Source organism: Nonomuraea sp. NPDC050022 (assembly GCF_044460705.1).
Lineage (GTDB): Bacteria > Actinomycetota > Actinomycetes > Streptosporangiales > Streptosporangiaceae > Nonomuraea.
The window spans coordinates 581,976-597,905 of sequence record NZ_JBITKE010000007.1 but is presented as its reverse complement, the minus strand read 5'-3'; the positions used below and the strand labels follow the sequence as shown (position 1 = coordinate 597,905).

The 15,930-nt window shown below is 68.5% G+C and carries 17 protein-coding genes and 1 pseudogene; 9 read left to right on the top strand and 9 right to left on the bottom strand.

Annotated features, from left to right (window positions below):
- The first annotated feature begins 218 nt into the window (after positions 1–218).
- A complete protein-coding gene (locus ACIBO2_RS31820; RefSeq protein ID WP_397301589.1) occupies positions 219–1,142 on the top strand; it encodes a TauD/TfdA family dioxygenase in 924 nt (307 codons plus the stop codon).
- Between the two features lie 21 nt (positions 1,143–1,163).
- Here the strand turns inward: ACIBO2_RS31820 and ACIBO2_RS31815 are convergent, their stop codons facing one another.
- Both ACIBO2_RS31815 and ACIBO2_RS31810 read right to left on the bottom strand, forming a co-directional pair.
- Positions 1,164–2,375, bottom strand: coding sequence for a cytochrome P450 (locus tag ACIBO2_RS31815; RefSeq protein WP_397301586.1), 1,212 nt, complete (start codon positions 2,373–2,375; stop codon positions 1,164–1,166).
- Positions 2,376–2,445: 70 nt separating this feature from the next.
- Positions 2,446–3,351, bottom strand: a complete 906-nt coding sequence (locus tag ACIBO2_RS31810; protein ID WP_397301583.1) for a radical SAM protein — start codon at positions 3,349–3,351, stop codon at positions 2,446–2,448.
- Between the two features lie 246 nt (positions 3,352–3,597).
- Between ACIBO2_RS31810 and ACIBO2_RS31805 the strand changes: the two genes are divergently transcribed.
- From ACIBO2_RS31805 to ACIBO2_RS31795, 3 genes are all read left to right on the top strand, one after another.
- Positions 3,598–3,921: an SMR family transporter gene (locus ACIBO2_RS31805; protein ID WP_358549592.1), complete on the top strand. Its 324-nt coding sequence runs from the start codon at positions 3,598–3,600 to the stop codon at positions 3,919–3,921.
- Between the two features lie 119 nt (positions 3,922–4,040).
- Positions 4,041–4,595: a GNAT family protein gene (locus ACIBO2_RS31800; RefSeq protein WP_358549589.1), complete on the top strand. Its 555-nt coding sequence runs from the start codon at positions 4,041–4,043 to the stop codon at positions 4,593–4,595.
- Positions 4,583–4,885 (top strand): DUF952 domain-containing protein, encoded by a 303-nt coding sequence (locus tag ACIBO2_RS31795; protein WP_358549586.1) that lies wholly within the window; start codon positions 4,583–4,585, stop codon positions 4,883–4,885. Before ACIBO2_RS31800 ends, ACIBO2_RS31795 begins: the two co-directional genes overlap by 13 nt.
- A 164-nt stretch (positions 4,886–5,049) precedes the next feature.
- Here the strand turns inward: ACIBO2_RS31795 and ACIBO2_RS31790 are convergent, their stop codons facing one another.
- Both ACIBO2_RS31790 and ACIBO2_RS31785 read right to left on the bottom strand, forming a co-directional pair.
- Complete coding sequence (locus tag ACIBO2_RS31790) at positions 5,050–5,373, bottom strand: hypothetical protein (RefSeq protein ID WP_397301574.1); 324 nt, start codon at positions 5,371–5,373, stop codon at positions 5,050–5,052.
- Between the two features lie 147 nt (positions 5,374–5,520).
- Positions 5,521–6,063 (bottom strand): TetR/AcrR family transcriptional regulator, encoded by a 543-nt coding sequence (locus ACIBO2_RS31785; protein WP_358549580.1) that lies wholly within the window; start codon positions 6,061–6,063, stop codon positions 5,521–5,523.
- An 87-nt stretch (positions 6,064–6,150) separates the two neighbouring features.
- Here ACIBO2_RS31785 and ACIBO2_RS31780 point away from each other — a divergent pair, with 87 nt between their 5' ends.
- Both ACIBO2_RS31780 and ACIBO2_RS31775 read left to right on the top strand, forming a co-directional pair.
- Positions 6,151–6,897, top strand: a complete 747-nt coding sequence (locus ACIBO2_RS31780) for an enoyl-CoA hydratase/isomerase family protein (RefSeq protein WP_358549577.1) — start codon at positions 6,151–6,153, stop codon at positions 6,895–6,897.
- Between the two features lie 65 nt (positions 6,898–6,962).
- Positions 6,963–7,847 carry an NmrA/HSCARG family protein gene (locus ACIBO2_RS31775; protein ID WP_397301570.1) on the top strand — a complete coding sequence of 295 codons (885 nt, stop codon included), beginning with the start codon at positions 6,963–6,965 and terminating at the stop codon, positions 7,845–7,847.
- 238 nt (positions 7,848–8,085) lie between these two features.
- Here ACIBO2_RS31775 and ACIBO2_RS31770 read toward each other — a convergent pair.
- From ACIBO2_RS31770 to ACIBO2_RS31750, 5 genes and pseudogenes are all read right to left on the bottom strand, one after another.
- A pseudogene (locus tag ACIBO2_RS31770) lies at positions 8,086–8,622 on the bottom strand (recombinase family protein); the annotation flags it as partial.
- 184 nt (positions 8,623–8,806) lie between these two features.
- Positions 8,807–9,007: a hypothetical protein gene (locus ACIBO2_RS31765; protein WP_397301567.1), complete on the bottom strand. Its 201-nt coding sequence runs from the start codon at positions 9,005–9,007 to the stop codon at positions 8,807–8,809.
- A 789-nt stretch (positions 9,008–9,796) separates the two neighbouring features.
- On the bottom strand, positions 9,797–10,633 hold the full coding sequence (locus ACIBO2_RS31760; protein ID WP_397301564.1) for an ABC transporter permease: 837 nt from the start codon (positions 10,631–10,633) through the stop codon (positions 9,797–9,799).
- Entirely contained in the window at positions 10,633–11,391 is a 759-nt protein-coding gene (locus tag ACIBO2_RS31755) for an ABC transporter permease (protein ID WP_397301561.1), read from the bottom strand. The genes ACIBO2_RS31760 and ACIBO2_RS31755 overlap by 1 nt, the downstream gene beginning before the upstream one ends.
- Positions 11,391–12,323 carry an ATP-binding cassette domain-containing protein gene (locus ACIBO2_RS31750; RefSeq protein WP_358549563.1) on the bottom strand — a complete coding sequence of 311 codons (933 nt, stop codon included), beginning with the start codon at positions 12,321–12,323 and terminating at the stop codon, positions 11,391–11,393. Before ACIBO2_RS31750 ends, ACIBO2_RS31755 begins: the two co-directional genes overlap by 1 nt.
- A 65-nt stretch (positions 12,324–12,388) precedes the next feature.
- Here ACIBO2_RS31750 and ACIBO2_RS31745 point away from each other — a divergent pair, with 65 nt between their 5' ends.
- The 3 genes from ACIBO2_RS31745 to ACIBO2_RS31735 all read left to right on the top strand — a co-directional run bounded on the left by ACIBO2_RS31745 (position 12,389) and on the right by ACIBO2_RS31735 (position 15,567).
- Entirely contained in the window at positions 12,389–12,763 is a 375-nt protein-coding gene (locus ACIBO2_RS31745; protein WP_358549560.1) for a nuclear transport factor 2 family protein, read from the top strand.
- An 854-nt stretch (positions 12,764–13,617) separates the two neighbouring features.
- Complete coding sequence (locus ACIBO2_RS31740) at positions 13,618–13,872, top strand: hypothetical protein (RefSeq protein ID WP_358549557.1); 255 nt, start codon at positions 13,618–13,620, stop codon at positions 13,870–13,872.
- Positions 13,873–14,061: 189 nt separating this feature from the next.
- Entirely contained in the window at positions 14,062–15,567 is a 1,506-nt protein-coding gene (locus ACIBO2_RS31735) for an FtsX-like permease family protein (RefSeq protein WP_397301556.1), read from the top strand.
- Positions 15,568–15,930 lie beyond the last annotated feature (363 nt).

Genomic DNA, 15,930 nt, shown 5'->3' with positions numbered 1-15,930 from the left:
CCGCTGCTCGCGCAAGGCCGCGCCGGGGCAGTGGCGTCCACGCTCAGTCCGGACGACTCACCCGCCACCTACGCCGCGCGGGCGCTGGGCAAGCCCCGTTCGCGGTGTCCTTCCGCTGTGGGTGAAGCGATTGCGCCGTGGGCGATGAGGGGGTGCCACGCAACAGCAAGGACGACAGGGTGAGTCCAAGACCCACGACGAGCGAAGAGGTGGCCACCATGGCGATCGCACAAGTACTGGGACCCGGCCAATGGCTGGCGGCGGAGATCCGCGACAGCGACCCATGGAGGGTCGCGCTCAACGAGGAGCATCGGCACGAGGTGCTCGGCGCCGTACGGGCGGTGGAGGCGGCCGGCCCGGCGCCGCAGGAGATCACCCCGGACGGCTTCCCGCTGCCGACGCTCGGACCACTCCTGCGGCGAGTGCGTCAGGAGATCGTGGACGGTCACGGGTTCGCCCTGCTCCAAGGGATACCCGTCGGCCAGATGAGCGAGCGGCAGCGCGAGATCGCCGGACTCGGCCTCGGCTGCCACATCGGCCCGATCGTCTCACAAGGACCCGGCCCGGTCCCGCTGGTGCACGTACGAGACACCGGCGCCGACCCCTCCCAGCCACGCACCCGCAGCTACCAGCACAACGGGCGGCTCGGCTACCACAGCGACCCCACCGACGTCGTCGCCCTGCTGTGCGTGCGGCCGGCCAAGTCAGGCGGCCTCAGCGTCATCGTCAGCTCCGTAGCGGTGCACAACGAGGTCGTCCGGACCCGCCCCGACCTGGCCGAGGTGCTCTACCAGCCGTGGTGGCACGACCGGCGCACCGGCGAGGGCCCCGACAGCTTCTACACCAAACCACTGTGCACCCTGGGCCAGGACGGCAGGGTGTCGTTCGCCTACGGGCCCGACTACCTGCGCTCGGCCCAGCGCGGCGCCTGCGTGCCGCCCTTCACCCCGGCCCAGCGCGAAGCGATGGACCTGCTCGACCGGCTGACCGACGACCCCCGCTTCGTGCTCACCATGGACCTGCGGGAGGGCGACATGCAGTTCCTCAACAACCACGTCGTCCTGCACGGCCGCACCGCCTACGAAGACCACCCCGAACCGCAGCGCCGCCACCTCATCCGCCTGTGGTTCACCACCGGCTGAGAGGCCGAAGCAGGCCGCTCCTCACCAGGTGACCCACACGTCCTGCAGCCCCCCGGACAACAACCCCGTACGCAACCGCAGATCACCGGGAGCATCCCGCAGACCCAGCCCGGGCAGCCGCCTGGCCAGCGTGCCGAGCACGACCTGAAGCTCCATCCGGGCCAGCGGCTGCCCCAGGCAGAAGTGCGGCCCCGCGCCGAACGCCAGATGCTGGCCCGCGTTGTCACGGCGCGCGTCGAAGAGGTCGGGATCGGCGAACTTACGCGGATCCCGGTTGGCCGCGGGCCGGCACGGGATCAGCGTCGTACCCGCGCTGACCCGCACCCCGCCGAAGTCGGCCTCCTCGGTCGCCACCCGCGGCATGCCCACCACGCTGAGCGTGCTGTCCAGCCGCAGGACCTCCTCGACCGTGCCCGGGATCAGCTCCGGGTCCTCCACCACCGCCGCGTAACGCCCCGGCTCCGACAGCAGCATCGCCACCATGATGGCGATCATGTTCGAGGTCGTCTCATGCCCGGCCAGCAGCAGCGCCTGCACGGTCGCGATCAGCTCCTCATGGCTGAGCCGCCCGTCCTGGCTGTCGGAGATCTGCGTCAGCTCGCTGAGCATGTCATCGCCCGGCGCCGCACGCTTGTCAGCCACCAGGTCCGACACATACGCGCCGAACTCCTCATACGCCTTCTCCACCTCCGACTGCTCGTAGCGGGTCAGCGTCAGCATCACCTGAGACCAGTACGCGAACTTGTCCTGATCCTCACTCGGCGCCCCCACCAGAGCGCAGATGACCCGCACCGGCAGCGGCAGGCCCAGCTCGCGCGACAGGTTCGCCGCAGACCCGCCGGCCAGCATGCCGTCCACCAGCTCATCGGCCATCCGCTGCACCCGCGGGCGCCACGCCTCGATCTTGCGGATGGTGAACGAGGGGGTCAGCAGCCGCCGCCATCGCCGATGCCCGGCCCCGGCGATCATGCTCCCGCTCGCCATGCCGCGGGCGAAGATCCCGCCGTCGGCGGTCGTGGACACCCGCGCGGCGTCGGCGCCGCCGCGGCTGAAGCGCGGGTCGGTCAGCAGCGTGCGCACATCGTCGTAGCGGGTCACCAGCTCGGCGCTGTCGCCGCTGGGCAGCTGTACGTGCGCCACGGGGCACCCGCTCTGCAGCTCGGCCCACTCGCGCGGCGGCTGCAGGGCCTCGGTCCGGTCGAAGGGGTAACGGGAGACGGGTTCGGCGGTCATGGCGGCGCCCTTCTGCTCGCTGATAGGACACCCAAGATTCTAAGGCGACAGCCTTAAACCTTGACAGTAGTCAGACCAGCGCCAGTTGCGGGAACCGCGGCTCACGCTCCGGCGGCTCCGGCGGCCCCGACCGCATACCGTAGACCCGGCACAACTGCCCGATCTGCCCCGTGATCCGCTCCTCGTAATCGGCCGCCGGCAACCCCGCCCCGTCGTACAACTCCTCATAACGCTCCACCAGATGCGGATGCGCCTCACCCAGCCACTCCAGATACCACTGCCGCGTCCCCGGCGGCAGCCGCAACACCACCGGCTCCACCACCCTGGCCCCCGTGGCCGCGATCCGGCGCACGGTCGCCGACAACTGATCGGCCCCATCACTGAGCAACGGCAGCACCGGAGCCATCAGCACCCGGCACGACACCCCCGCCTCCACCAGCGCCGACACCAACTCCAGCCGCGCCTGCGCACCCACCGCGCCCGGCTCCACCCCACGCCGGATCCGCTCGTCGACGAACGCGATCGAGACCGCCACCTGCGCCCCCGCCCGCGCCAGCACCGCGGCATCCCGCAACACCAGCGGACTCTTGGTGTAGACGGTGAACGGCACCGCCGCCTCACCCAGCGCCTCCACGATGCCCGGCATCAGCCGATAAGTCGCCTCCGCCTGCTGGTAACAGTCACCACTGACCCCCACCGCCAGCGCCTCACCACCCCACCGCGCCAGCTCCGCCCGCAACCGCGTCACCGCATTGGGCTTGACCACGATCCGCGTGTCGAAATCCCGCCCCGCGTCCAACCCCAGCCGCCGATGACCCGCACGGGCACCACAGCCACGGCAGGCATGGGCACAGCCACGATAGGGGGAGACGGCCCACCGCTGAGCGATCCCCGCACTCCGCGGCACCCGCTCGATCATCGTGCGGGCCTGCGTCTCATAGAAGCCGTCACGCAACACCGCCCGCCGCTCGATCATCGGACGATCATCTGCGGCCTCAACAAGCGAAAGCGCGTCCCAACCCACGGCCCCAGTGGAACACGCATTCGACTCCCTTTTCAAGCGCTTCCGCCTCACCGGCCACCCACCGATCGGGGGTTCGACACACGCCGCCCCGGTCAGCACACTCGTCTTCATGGCCCCGGCGGTGACCGGCAGTGGCTCCAGCACTACCCACGATCACACCGAGGCCATCTCAATGCCGCTCACGGGGAGGGATTCACCATGGCCTGGTTGTTGCTCGCGATCGCCATCGCCGCCGAGGTCATCGCGACCACCGCGCTCAAACTCAGCAACGGCCTGTCCCACCTCGGCTGGGCCGCCATCGTCGCCATCGGCTACCTCATCTCCTTCGTCCTGCTCGCCCGCGCCCTGAAAATGCAGCTCGAAGTCGGCACCGCCTACGCCGTCTGGTCCGGCACCGGCACCGCCGCCATCGCCCTCATCGGCGCCGCCTTCCTGGGGGAGACCCTCACCCCGCTCAAGATCGGCGGCATCCTGCTCATCATCGGCGGCGTCATCGTCCTCAACCTCGCCGGCGCCCACTGACCCCTGGCACACTGAACGCCCCTCGCCCGCCACCGCCCGCCCAGTTGTCCGCCCGCCCGCCTGCCTGCCCCGGCGAAAACGCCTCGCGCCCCCAAAGACGGATTATCTACACTGCCCCCGTGCTCAAACCCCACTACCCGATCCTCACCGACCGCCTCCTGCTGCGCCCCTTCACCCCTGACGACCTCCACGCGCTGCACGCCTACGAATCCCGGCCCGACGTCGCCCGCTACCTCTACTGGGAACCCCGCGACCTCGAGACCGTACGCACCTTCCTCGAAAAGAAGATCACCCGCGTCGCCCTCCTCAACGAAGGAGACGCCATCGACATCGCCATCACCCTGCGCGACACCGGCCAGCTCATCGGCAACGGCGTCCTGATCTGGACCAGCGAACAACACCGCCAAGGCGAGATCGGCTACATCCTGCACCCCGACCACCACCGCCGCGGCTACGCCCCCGAAGTCGGCCGCGAACTGCTCCGCCTCGGCTTCGAAGGACTCGGCCTGCACCGCATCGTCGGCCGCCTCGACGCCCGCAACACCGCCTCCGGCCGCGTCCTGGAAAAACTCGGCCTGCGCCGCGAAGCCCACCTCATCGACAACGAGCACGTCAAAGGCGAATGGTCCTCCGAGGTCATCTATGCCATGCTCGACTCCGAATGGACACCATAGACATCCTCCACCTCGCCCTGGCCGCCGACTGGGCCGACGCCCAGCCGGCGGGGGAGTACCGCATCTCCACCCTCGGCCGCACCCTCGACCAAGAGGGCTTCATCCACTGCAGCCGCGACCTCGACCAGCTCCACGGCGTACACACCGCCTTCTACGGCCACGTCACCCAGCCGCTGCTCATCCTGCAGATCGACCCCGCCGGACTCGACATCCGCCTCGAAAACGGCTTCCCCCACCTGTACGGCCCACTCCCGCTCACCTCGGTCACCGCCGTACACCCCTACGCCTGACCATTCGGCGCTCAGAGCTCGCCGACGAGACGACCGCGATCGGCCGTACACCAAGCGCCCTGCCCGCCTGCACCACGGCGTGGCTGCCCCTGCCGTGGCCCCGGAGACGAGCGCGGACCGCTCCCCGCACCATCGCGGCCATCGTCAGGTCAGGAAGTTGACCCTCAGCGCAGCGCCCAGCCGAAACCGTCGCCTGGCCGGATCTCCCGGATCGTGGCCTCGGCGCTGCACAAGGCGGAGGTCACCTGGTCGGTGCGCATCTGCTCCCGGTTGAGCTTCGAGACCACCCAGCGCATCTGCGCACTGGTCGGCATTGATGATGCCAGCCGCGCGAGAGCCGAGGCGGCCGGCGACCGCCAGGAGCCCGCCAGCGAGACGGCTGCCGAGGAGGACGACGAGGAGGACGACGAGGAGGACGACGTGCTGGCGTTCATCAAGTCCGCGCCGGGCAACGTGAGCCTGGAGTCGATGATGACCGAGATTCGCAAGCTGGCGGCAGCCCGGGCGATCGAACTGCCGCCCGGGATGTTCGCCGACGTGGCGCCCAAGGTGCTGGAATTCTCGCTCTTGTTCGCCCTGCCGCTAACCCCGCCGGACTCGCGCGCTCCTCAACGCTCTGACTCCGCGCCCGTCGCTCACGGGCGCGGAGTCAGACCGTGGAAGATCAGGTCGAGCAGAGCGGCCGCCTGCCCCGCCGCGTCCGGTTCCGTCTCGGTGACCAGTGCGATGGCGTTCACCAGCTTGAACAGCTGCTCGACCGGTACGCCCGTCCGGACGTCGCCCGCTTCCTGTGCCCGCGCCAGCAGCGCCCGCGCCGCCCCGAACACCGCCGCGCGGCACGACGAGCCGTCCTCACCGAGCGCTGCCAGCAGCGATGCGGCCAGCCCGCGCTCCGTACTGCCCTGCGCGATCACTGCGCCCAGCCACTCTTTTAGCGCCGCGCCCGGCGACGGCGCGGACATCAGGTCTCCGGCCCGGCGGCACAGGGCGTCGATGTGGTCGCGGAAGACCGCCTCCAGCAGCGCCTGCCGGGTGGGGAAGTGCCGGTAGAGCGTGGCGTTGCCGACTCCCGCCCGCTGTGCGATGTCGTCCAGCGGCGCATTGGCCCCTAGCTCGGCGAAGGCGGCCCGAGCACAGGCCACCAGCCGGTCGTAGTTGCGCCGGGCGTCGGCCCGCATCGTCGCCTCCCGGGTTTGCCTAAGTGGGGACTATCCCCGTATCGTACCCGAACAGAAACCGGGGAGACTCCCCGGTTAGGAGGTGTCATGAACTCCCAACCACCGAAGTACGCCGCCCGGCACGCCGAGCATTTCGCGATGGAGCGCCGGGACGGAGTGCTCCTGCTGCGCACGCACACCGGCGGCGGCCCGGCTGTCATGTCACTCGCGCTGCACCACGCGTGGGGCGAGGTGCTGCACGAAGCGGGCGCAGACCTGGACAACGAGGTGCTGATCCTCACCGGCACTGGCGGCGCGTGGACCGGCGGGCTCGACCCCGCCCTGCGCGAGCGGCCGCCGGCGCAGCGGGGCGAGGACCGCTACGACCTCTACCGCGACGGCATCGCGCTGCTACGCAGCCTCGTCTTCTCCGTGGACGTGCCGACGATCGGCGCGCTCAACGGGCCCGGCTACCACCAGGAGCTGGCCCTTGCCTGCGACCTGACGCTGTGCACCCCCGGCACCGTGTTCGACGACACCCACTTCCGCTCCGGCGCCGTACCCGGCGATGGCCAGCACCTGGTCTACCAGGAACTGCTCGGCCTCAAGCGGACCGCGCGGATGCTCTACACCGGCGCAGGCGTCGGCGCCGCCGAGGCGCTGGAGCTGGGCTTGGTCAACGAGGTCGTGCCAGACGAGCGACTGCAGCCGCGCGCCTGGGAGCTGGCCGCCGAGATCATGGCCGCGCCGCGCGCCACCCGCCGGCTCACCCACGCCATCATCCAGCGCCCCTGGCAGCGCCGCCTGGTCGACGATCTGGCCTTCGGCCGTACCCACCACCTGCTCAACACCTGACCCCATTTCGACCCACCACCTGCCCGACACCTGACCTGTTCTCGACCCCCGCCATCGGAGGAAACATGATCACCGTTCTCGTGACCGGCGCCACCGGCACCCAGGGCAGCGCCACGGCCCGCGGCCTGCTGGCCGCCGGGCAGCGGGTCCGCGCTCTCGTCCGCGACCCCGGCACCCCTGCCGCGCGGGCGCTTGCCGCCGCCGGCGCCGAGTTGGTCCGCGGCGACATGGGCGACAGCGCCTCGCTCGACGCGGCCACCCGCGGCGTCGACGGCGTCTTCAGCGTCCAGCCCACCCTCGGCTACCCCGGCACGCCGCCCGGCTTCACCATCGACGACGAGCTCCGCTATGGCCGCAACGTCGCCGATGCCGCTGCGGCGGCCGGCGTCCGCAGCTTCGTGTACGCCTCCGTCGGCGCGGCCGACGCCTCGCACGGCATCGCGCGCTGGCAGACCAAGGACACCCTGGAGCGGTACGCCCGCGACCTGGGCCTGCCCATGACCGCGCTGCGGCCAGTCCGTTTCATGGAGAACCAGGTTCATCCGCAGACGGGCGTGCGCGACGGCGTCCTGGCCGACGTCGTCCTGCCGGACGTGCCGGTCCAGCTCATCGCGGCCACCGACATCGGCGCGTTCGCCACGCTGGCCTTCACCCGTCCGGCCGAATACGCTGGCCGGACGATCGAACTGGCCGGCGACGAGCTGACCATGCCGCAGATCGCCCGAGCCATGGAGCGGGCGCTGCGGCAGCCCATCGCCTACCGGCATATCCCGCGCGAGGCACTGGCCGGCCGCGACGCCGACGCCGTGGCCGGCTACGACTTCGCCAACCACGGCGGCGGCTGGCACGCCGACATCGACGCGCTACGCAAGGAGCACCCGGGCCTGATGGACTTCGCCACCTGGCTCGACCGCGAGAGCGCCGCTGCCTTCACGACGGCCCGCGCCTGACGGCCGCAAGGCCGCACAACCACGCGGAACCTGGCGTCGCCCCGCCTGCGCGTCGCTGACCGGGTCCAGTCAGAGCGGGTAGTTGCTATGCCGGATGTACAGGTCGGGAAGTTGTAGGACTGGGACGATATCCACGAGCTGCTGGCCAGTCCTGCGACCGGCCGGAACATCGCGGTCCCGTCTCAGCCGCCCGAGGGTGGGGTTTCGCCGTTGCTGCCGTCTGACGCCCTTCCAGGGCTCAGACGTGGAGGTTTCGGTAGATGGTTGCGCGGCCGATGCCGAGCCGGTCCGCGATCTGCTGGACGGTGTACTTGCGTTTTCCGTCCCAGCCCTTCACCTCATACAGCGCCCGGGCCATCTCGACTCCGTCGGCGTCCAGTGCCCGCGGCCGGCCACCGACTCGGCCACGAGCTCGCGCGGAGGCGAGGCCTTCGAGCGTGCCCTCGACGATGAGCTCGCGAAGAAACTCATCGAACGCGCCGAACATGTGGAACTGCAGCCGCCCGGTCGGGGTGGAGGCGTCGATACCCTGCTTGAGCACCAACAGATCGACCTCGCGCCCGCGCAAATCGGCCGCCAGATCCAGCAAGTGGCGTAGGGAACGAGCTGCTCGCGACAGACGCGTGATAACGAAGGTGTCACACGGCCGCAGGTAGTCCAGGGCCTTGTCCAGCTCGGGCCGCCGGTCGAGTTTCCCGGACGCCTTATCGATGAAGATCCGGTCACACCCGGCAGCCATCAACGCGTCGCGCTGGCTGTCGGGGTTCTGATCCCGGGTGCTAACACGACCGGCGTCGGAGTCGCGCTCGTTTGGGGCTCATGACACGTTTCTTACCGGCACGTCCGCCGTGAGTTCAGCCAGACTGAAGGACCTTCATCAGGAACACACGCGAGTTCGGTTGGTGAGATCTGAAAATGCGGGGAGTTCGTGGGAGTCCCGGTGTCATGGGCCAAGGGGATCACGGCTGGGGTGCCTGATCGAGCTCGTCGGCGAGCAGGTGCTCGGCGACGGCGGAGTATCTGGCGGCGGTGCTGTGAGAGATCCCGAAGACCAACGACAGGTGAAGCGGGTCCGCTCCTTCTACGAGAGTTTCATGGAGGATGCGGTCCTTGCGTATCCGGTCGACGCTGCATCCGGTGTGGTTCATCCGCAGCGTCACGAATTGTTGGCTGATCGGGCTTGTGCCGTGGGCGGTCTTGTCGCTGATGAGGACGTGCGGATTGCTGGTGTGCGGCCAGGTGGCGCGGCGGTGACGGAGCCAGTGGCGTAGAGCTCGATGGCTGAGGTCGCCGAGTCGCTGGTGGCGGCCGGCGAGGGCTATTCGCCGGTTGGCCAGGTCGAGGTCGTCGAGCGTCAGGCCTCAGATGGCGCACCTCACCAAGCTCGCCACCGCTCTGTCGAGCGACCACACCGTCTACGTGCCCGACCGGCGCGGACGCGGGCTGAGCGGCCCCACGGAACCGCCTTCAGCCTCATGAGAGAGGTCGAAGATCTACAGGCGCTCATCGCGGCGACCGGCGCATCCCAGATCTTCGGCCTGAGCTCAGGCGCGCTCGTCGTCCTGCGCACAGCCCTGGTCACGCCCGCCCTCGACCGCGTCGCCCTGTACGAACCCCCGCTGTCGATGGGCGGCTCACCTCCTCGGCGGCGCGAAAAGCGCGGCGTACTTCGACATCACCCTTCGCAAGCTGGCCGAGGTACTCCCGCACGCGCGACGCATCACCCTGCCGGGAACCGGGCATTCAGGGCCGGAAGACGACGGAGCCCCGCTCGTCGTGGCCCAGGCGCAGCGGGAGTTCTTCAGCGCATGCTAACGGGTCCGGCATCGGGGCTCGCGGGGCGTTAAATCCGCGGCGAGCAGCAGCGACTCGTCGACCAACGCGATCAGCACGCAGAAGACCTGCTCCCCGGCGCCCCCGCCCGCACCTCGGCACGGCCGGCCGGCCGGCTACGCACACAACACCCGCTGAATCCGCCCCGCCGCGAACCACAACCCCGCCACCGCCATCACCACCAGATAACCCGCATGCCCCAGCAACCCCCACTGCGGCACACCCGAGGCCAGACCCCGCACCAACTCCACCGCGTGATACAGCGGCGTCACCCGCACCACCACCTCCAACACCCCCGGATAATCCGCCACAGGGGAGAAGGTGCCGGAAAACAGGAACAACGAGAACTGCGCCGCCGTCATCAGATCGAAATCCTGCCAGCCACGCAGCACCGTCGACACCGCCATCCCCAGCGCGCCGAACGACACCCCCACCAGCATCGTCGCCGGAAACGCCGCCAACGCCCACACCGGCTCGGCCAGCCCCAGCACCACCATCACCACCAGGAACAACGCCGTGTAAACAGAACTGCGCACCATCGCCCAGGTCAACTCACCCAACGCCACCTCGATCGGCCGCACCGGCGTCGCCAAAACCGCCTCGAACGTCTTCGTATAACGCATCTTGAAGAAGAAGTTGAACGTCGTCTCCGACAACGCCCCATTCATCGCCGAGACCGCCAGCATCGCCGGCGCCACGAACGCCGCGTAGGACACCACCCGGCCATCACCCAGCGGAATCCGCCCCACCAGCGCACCCACACCCACACCGATCGACAGCAGATACAGCAGCGGCTCGAAGAACCCCGACACCAGCACCAGCCAGTACGAAGCACCCGAACGCAGCGCGCCCACATTGCGGCCCACCACCGCACCCACCCGGCCCGCCGAAACACGCCCCGCCCAAACCCGGCCGGACACCAGCCGCCGGGCCACCGCCAACGTCACCATCATCAGTCCTGAAGTCGCTTACGGAACGCGTAACCCGCCCACCACAGCCCGCCCACCGCGAACGCCACCAAACACCCGGCATGCGCCCACAGCGGCCACGGGGGAGCGGCCCCCGACGTCGCCGCCCGCGCCAGCTCCACCCCATGCCACAACGGCGACGCATAAGCCACCGGCCGCACCAGCGCCGGCAACTGCTCCACCGGGAAGAACACCCCCGCGAACAACGTCGAGGGCAACATCACGAACCGAAACAGCAACGCGAAATAACTGTCATGATCAATCGTCGCCGAGAACGCCGTCACCGGCGCCGCCACGGCCACCGCCAGCAACGCCGCCACCAGCGGCGTCAACACCACCCACGGCGAGGACAACGCCCCGAACGCCCCCACCACCAGCAGGAACGCCACCACCGCGATCTCAACCCTGAACACGATGTACAGCAGCCAGCCACCGACCATGTCCCACACCGACACCCGCGTCGCGAACATCGCATGCGCCCCGCGATTCCACCGGAACTCCCCGAACACCGCATACGTACACTCGCCGACCGCCATCTGAAACGCCGTCGACGCCAGCACCCCCGGCACGATCCACTCCACGTACGGCACGCCGCCCACCTCACCGACGTAACCGCCCACCCCCAGCCCGATACTGGCCAGGAACAGCACCGGCAACACGAACGACGAGAACAACGACGCCCGCCACAACCGCTTGTACAGCGTCAGATGCCGCTCCAGCACCGCCACCGTCGGATGCGCCATCACTCCACCAACGTCCGGCCCGTCAGATGCAGGAACACATCCTCCAGCGACGAACGGCGCACCAGCACACTGGAGGGCACCAGCCCACGCCGATGCACCTCCGACACCGCCGCGTCACCGTCCTTGGCGTAGACCAAGATCCGATCCGGCAGCACATCCACCCGATCACCGATCCCGGCCAGCGGCGCCACGAAATCCGCCAGCTCCTGCCCGCCGAAGCGCACCTCCACCACCTCAGGCGAGGAATGGGCCTCGATCAGCGAACGCGGCGACCCCTCGGCCACGATCCGCCCGCCGTCCATCACCACCAGCCGATCGCACAACTGCTCGGCCTCATCCATGTAGTGCGTGGTCAGCACCAGCGTCACACCCCGCTGCTTCAACCGGAACAACCGCTCCCACAGCAGATGACGCGCCTGCGGATCCAGCCCCGTCGTCGGCTCGTCCAGCAGCACCAGATCCGGCTCGTTGACCATCGCCCGCGCGATCGTCAACCGCCGCTTCATCCCGCCCGACAGCGGCTCCACCCGGCTCGAGGCCCGATCACTCAGCTGCGCGAACTCCAGCAGCTCCTCCGCCCGCGCCCGCGCCTCCGCCCGCGACAACCCGAAATAACGGGCGTACGTCGTCAAATTCTCGCGAACCGTCAGATCAGGATCCAAGTTATCCAGCTGCGGGCAGACACCCAGCCGCCCCCGAATCCGCGGCCCCTCCCGCACCGGATCCAGCCCGAAGATCCGCAACTCACCCGCCGACGGCATCGACACGCAACTGATCATCCGCATCGTCGACGACTTACCCGCCCCATTGGGACCCAGGAAACCAAACGCCTCACCAGGCGCCACGTCGATATCGATCCCGTCGACCGCGACGAAATCCCCGAACCGCTTCACCAGCCCACGCGCGCGGACCAGCGACTGCTCACCAGACACGAGCTCAGACCATAACCAACGCCACCGACAGAATCGAGCGGTTAAACGCCGCCACACTGAGACCCATGAACACCCGAGCAGCCGCCCAGCGCTTCGCCGACACCTGGCAACACGGCTGGACCCACCACGACACCGACCACATCGCCACCCTCTACCACCACGACGCGGTCCACACCTCCATGCCCTTCCGGCCACCACACCGGGGGAGAGGCGCCATAGCGGACTACATCCGCTGGTCCTTCAGCACCGAAACCGCACCGCACGTCACCTTCGCCACCCCCATCGTGGACGGCGACCAAGCGGTCATCGAATTCCGCGTCCACGCCATCGACGAAGGCACACCCATCACCCTCGCGGGCTGCGTCATCGCCCGCTTCGACTCCGACGGCCTCGCCGTACAGACCCGCGACTACTGGCACACAACACAAGGCCACGTATGACCACACGCACAGAACGGCCAGCCCACAAACCCACTACAACTACTCAGGCCCGGAGACCCACCCGGCACCCGCGCAGAACCCGGGCACCGGCTACACAAACGATCAGCCCGCCACCCGCGCCCGCGCCGGACCGGCGACAGGAGCCAAGGAAGGCGCGGGAGCCACCGGGGGAGCGGCCGGCACAACCGGGGCCGAAGGACGCGTCATCTGCTGCGTCCGCTCCATCTCGGCCCGCCGCTCGGCGCAACCACCTCCGCAGTAACCGTTGGTCACAATAAGACGACCCCGCAGTGTCGTGTAGGACTCCCGGCCCGTAGCGGGCAGAACTCCCTGACACACTGGACATAACACCGACTGATTCCCCACGTGCTGCTCCTCTCGCGGCGCGATAGCAGATTTCCCACCCTAAGGCGATCCGGCCAGCCAGGACAGTGAATCAACCGAAGGTCAACCCGTCGGTCAGAGCATTCCGGCCTCACGCACCGTAATGATCAAGAACCGCGCCGGCCCACCGGAGGCGGCCGTCACCTCCCGTAACACCCCCTGGCCAGGCCCCGACGTTCACCACTCGGCGGACCGGCGGGCAGGGTGACCAACGTCACTAAGCGCACATGGGGCTCCACCCCGAGTCAGAGCCCCTCTCGAAGCGGCCTACTTGACATAATGTTCATTATCAAGCAAACGGAGAGGGTCCGCACACGGCATCTTTTCGCCACCTACGCTGATCAATATGAACATAGGGCCCCTGGAGTTACTCGTCTTCGCCGTGATCGTGATCGCGATCATCGCCTTCCTCGTCATCCGGGCGTCTTCTCGCCGCTGATCTCCGGCACGAGCGGCGTTACGATCGAGAGATGCACAGCCTGGCGATCTCCACCGCGGGTCTCGTCGCGCTCACCGCCGTCGTCACCGCCCTGGCCATCTACCTGATCATCCTGGCCGTCCGGCTGACCAGGAACCCCCGCAACCGCCCCACCCCCAGCCCCGACCTCGTCGACCAGGCGCGCGAGATGAAGGCTCACGGCCAGCTCCAGGAAGCCGTCTTCCTCGTACGCGGCGAGACCGGCATGAGCCAGCGCGCCGCCGCCCGCTTCGTCAACCGCCTCTAAATCACCCGAAAATATGCGATACCGGACAGAAGCGGGATTCTGTCCGGTATCGCGTACAGTTCCATTTCGATAGCCACCCAGGGAATCAAGCCGGCTTCCCGGTGTGCGGGGCCAGTGTGGCGGGCGCGTGAAATGCCGCGGCGTCAATGGCGCGTATGCGTCGCCGTTGACGCTCACTACCATTCCGCCATGTCCTTCGATCTTGCGTTCTACGTAGTCTCGGCAGTGGTCCTCATCCTGTTCGTCGGCCTTCCCCTGATGGCCGCAGCCGGGGCCATCCCTGCCGCGCTGCTCTCCGCCCCGCCCAACCGCCACGAGTCCATAAGCCGGCGATTCGTCGTCGTGGGATTGTTCGTGTCGTTCGCCAGTTTGTTGTTGATGGGACTTGGTGCGTGGTTGGGGCATGAGGATTCGCGTTACGGCGCCCTCGAATCCTTCGGAATACTGCTGATCACCCTCATCGGCGCGGGACTGCTTGTCGCCGGTCTCGGCCCGCTGCCTTCGTGGCTACTGGAGATTGCCGGTCCCTATGCGGAACGGCTGCCGCTGCCCTTCCGCCTGGCGGCCCGCGACCTGGCCGATCGTCGCGTTCGCGCGGTGCTCGCGATCACGCTGGCGATGATGGCGAGTGCTTTCGGTATCGCGCTGATGGTCATCGCGGTCGGCCAAACGACGCTGAGCAGGGCCGAATACTCCCCCAGAGCCAGGCCGGGCACCTTATTGGTCCAGCCGAACCTCTTGTTCGCGGGGCCTTTCTCGGCGGCGGACGCGGCGACCGTGCGAGCGGTGATCGAGCGCGATTTGCCCGGGGTGCCGATTGCCCAGATTGAGCGCCCTTCGGCCGAGTCTCGGTTCTTCGCCGTGAGGGCGGAGAACGTCGAAATAACGGAGGAAGCTGTCTATGGGAATCAGGCCATCGGTGACGAGAAGCTGCTGCGGTATCTGACGGGTGATCAGTCGACGCCGTACGACGAGGGCACGGTCGTGGTGATCACGTCAGCCGAGGTGAAGGTCGACTCGGTCGAGCTGTCCTACGAGATCAACGAGAACGACAAGACAACGACGACCAGGACCGTCCCGGCGGTCGGCGCCAGGGCCGCCGATCCGCGCATGGAGACGATCTTCGTCCCGTCGAAGATCGTCCGGGACCTCGGATACCAGCTCCAGCCGGAGGAGCTGATCGTCGACCCCACCCTGCGGCGGGTCACGGTGCAGGAGCAGAAGCGTCTAGATGACCGGCTGGACGACGCGGTCGCCAAGGCTTACGTCGAACGAGGCTTCGAGGCTTCGACCGGGTGGCTGATCGTCGTCGCGGTGGCCCTCCTTGTCGCCCTCGTGTGCGCGCTGACCGCCGGCTTCGGAAGGGCCGCGAATGCGCGTCAGGCTCGGGTCCTGAGGCGGGCCGGTAATGGATCGGGCGCGGCCTTCCGGTGGTTCTGTGCCTTTCGCGCTGGTCTGAGCGCCCTGTGCGGAACGGTTCTGGGCGCGGTCGCCGGCTGTCCCGCCGGGATGTTGCTGCTGTGGCCTCTGACGGTGCGTACCACGTGGGAGGAGCCGGTTCGGGTGCCGTTCGAGACTCCTTGGCCGGCGATCGTCGCGGTCATCGCCGGCCTTCCTGTCCTTGCCGCCGTCCTCGGTGTGCTCCTGGCCCGCGAGCAGTCGCACGTCCCGGCTCCTGCGGCGTCTCGGCCCTGAAACTGGGCGGTCCTTGCCCAGCCCGATCACCGCCATGGTGGCGGCGCCGTTGTTCTCGTTGAGATCGGGCGCCGGGTCACGGTGGCCGGTGAAGTTGGGCCCCTTTTGCGACAGGACAGAAAGCCGGACCGGAGGGGGCGCAATCACGGTGAGGCGCCGCAAGTGTCAAGCGGTCCGGGTCGGGGTTTCGGTCGCGTGGCGGGCCCGGTTGTCGGGACGTGGAAGGGGGTTTCGGGGTCGTTTTGGGACCTCTCCCCCACATTCGATTCCGACAAATCTGGTCATTTGGGGCTGGTCCGGGCGGATTTTTGCCGAGATGTGTCATCAGCACTTGCAGGTTCGTGTCAGCATCGAGGGCATGTA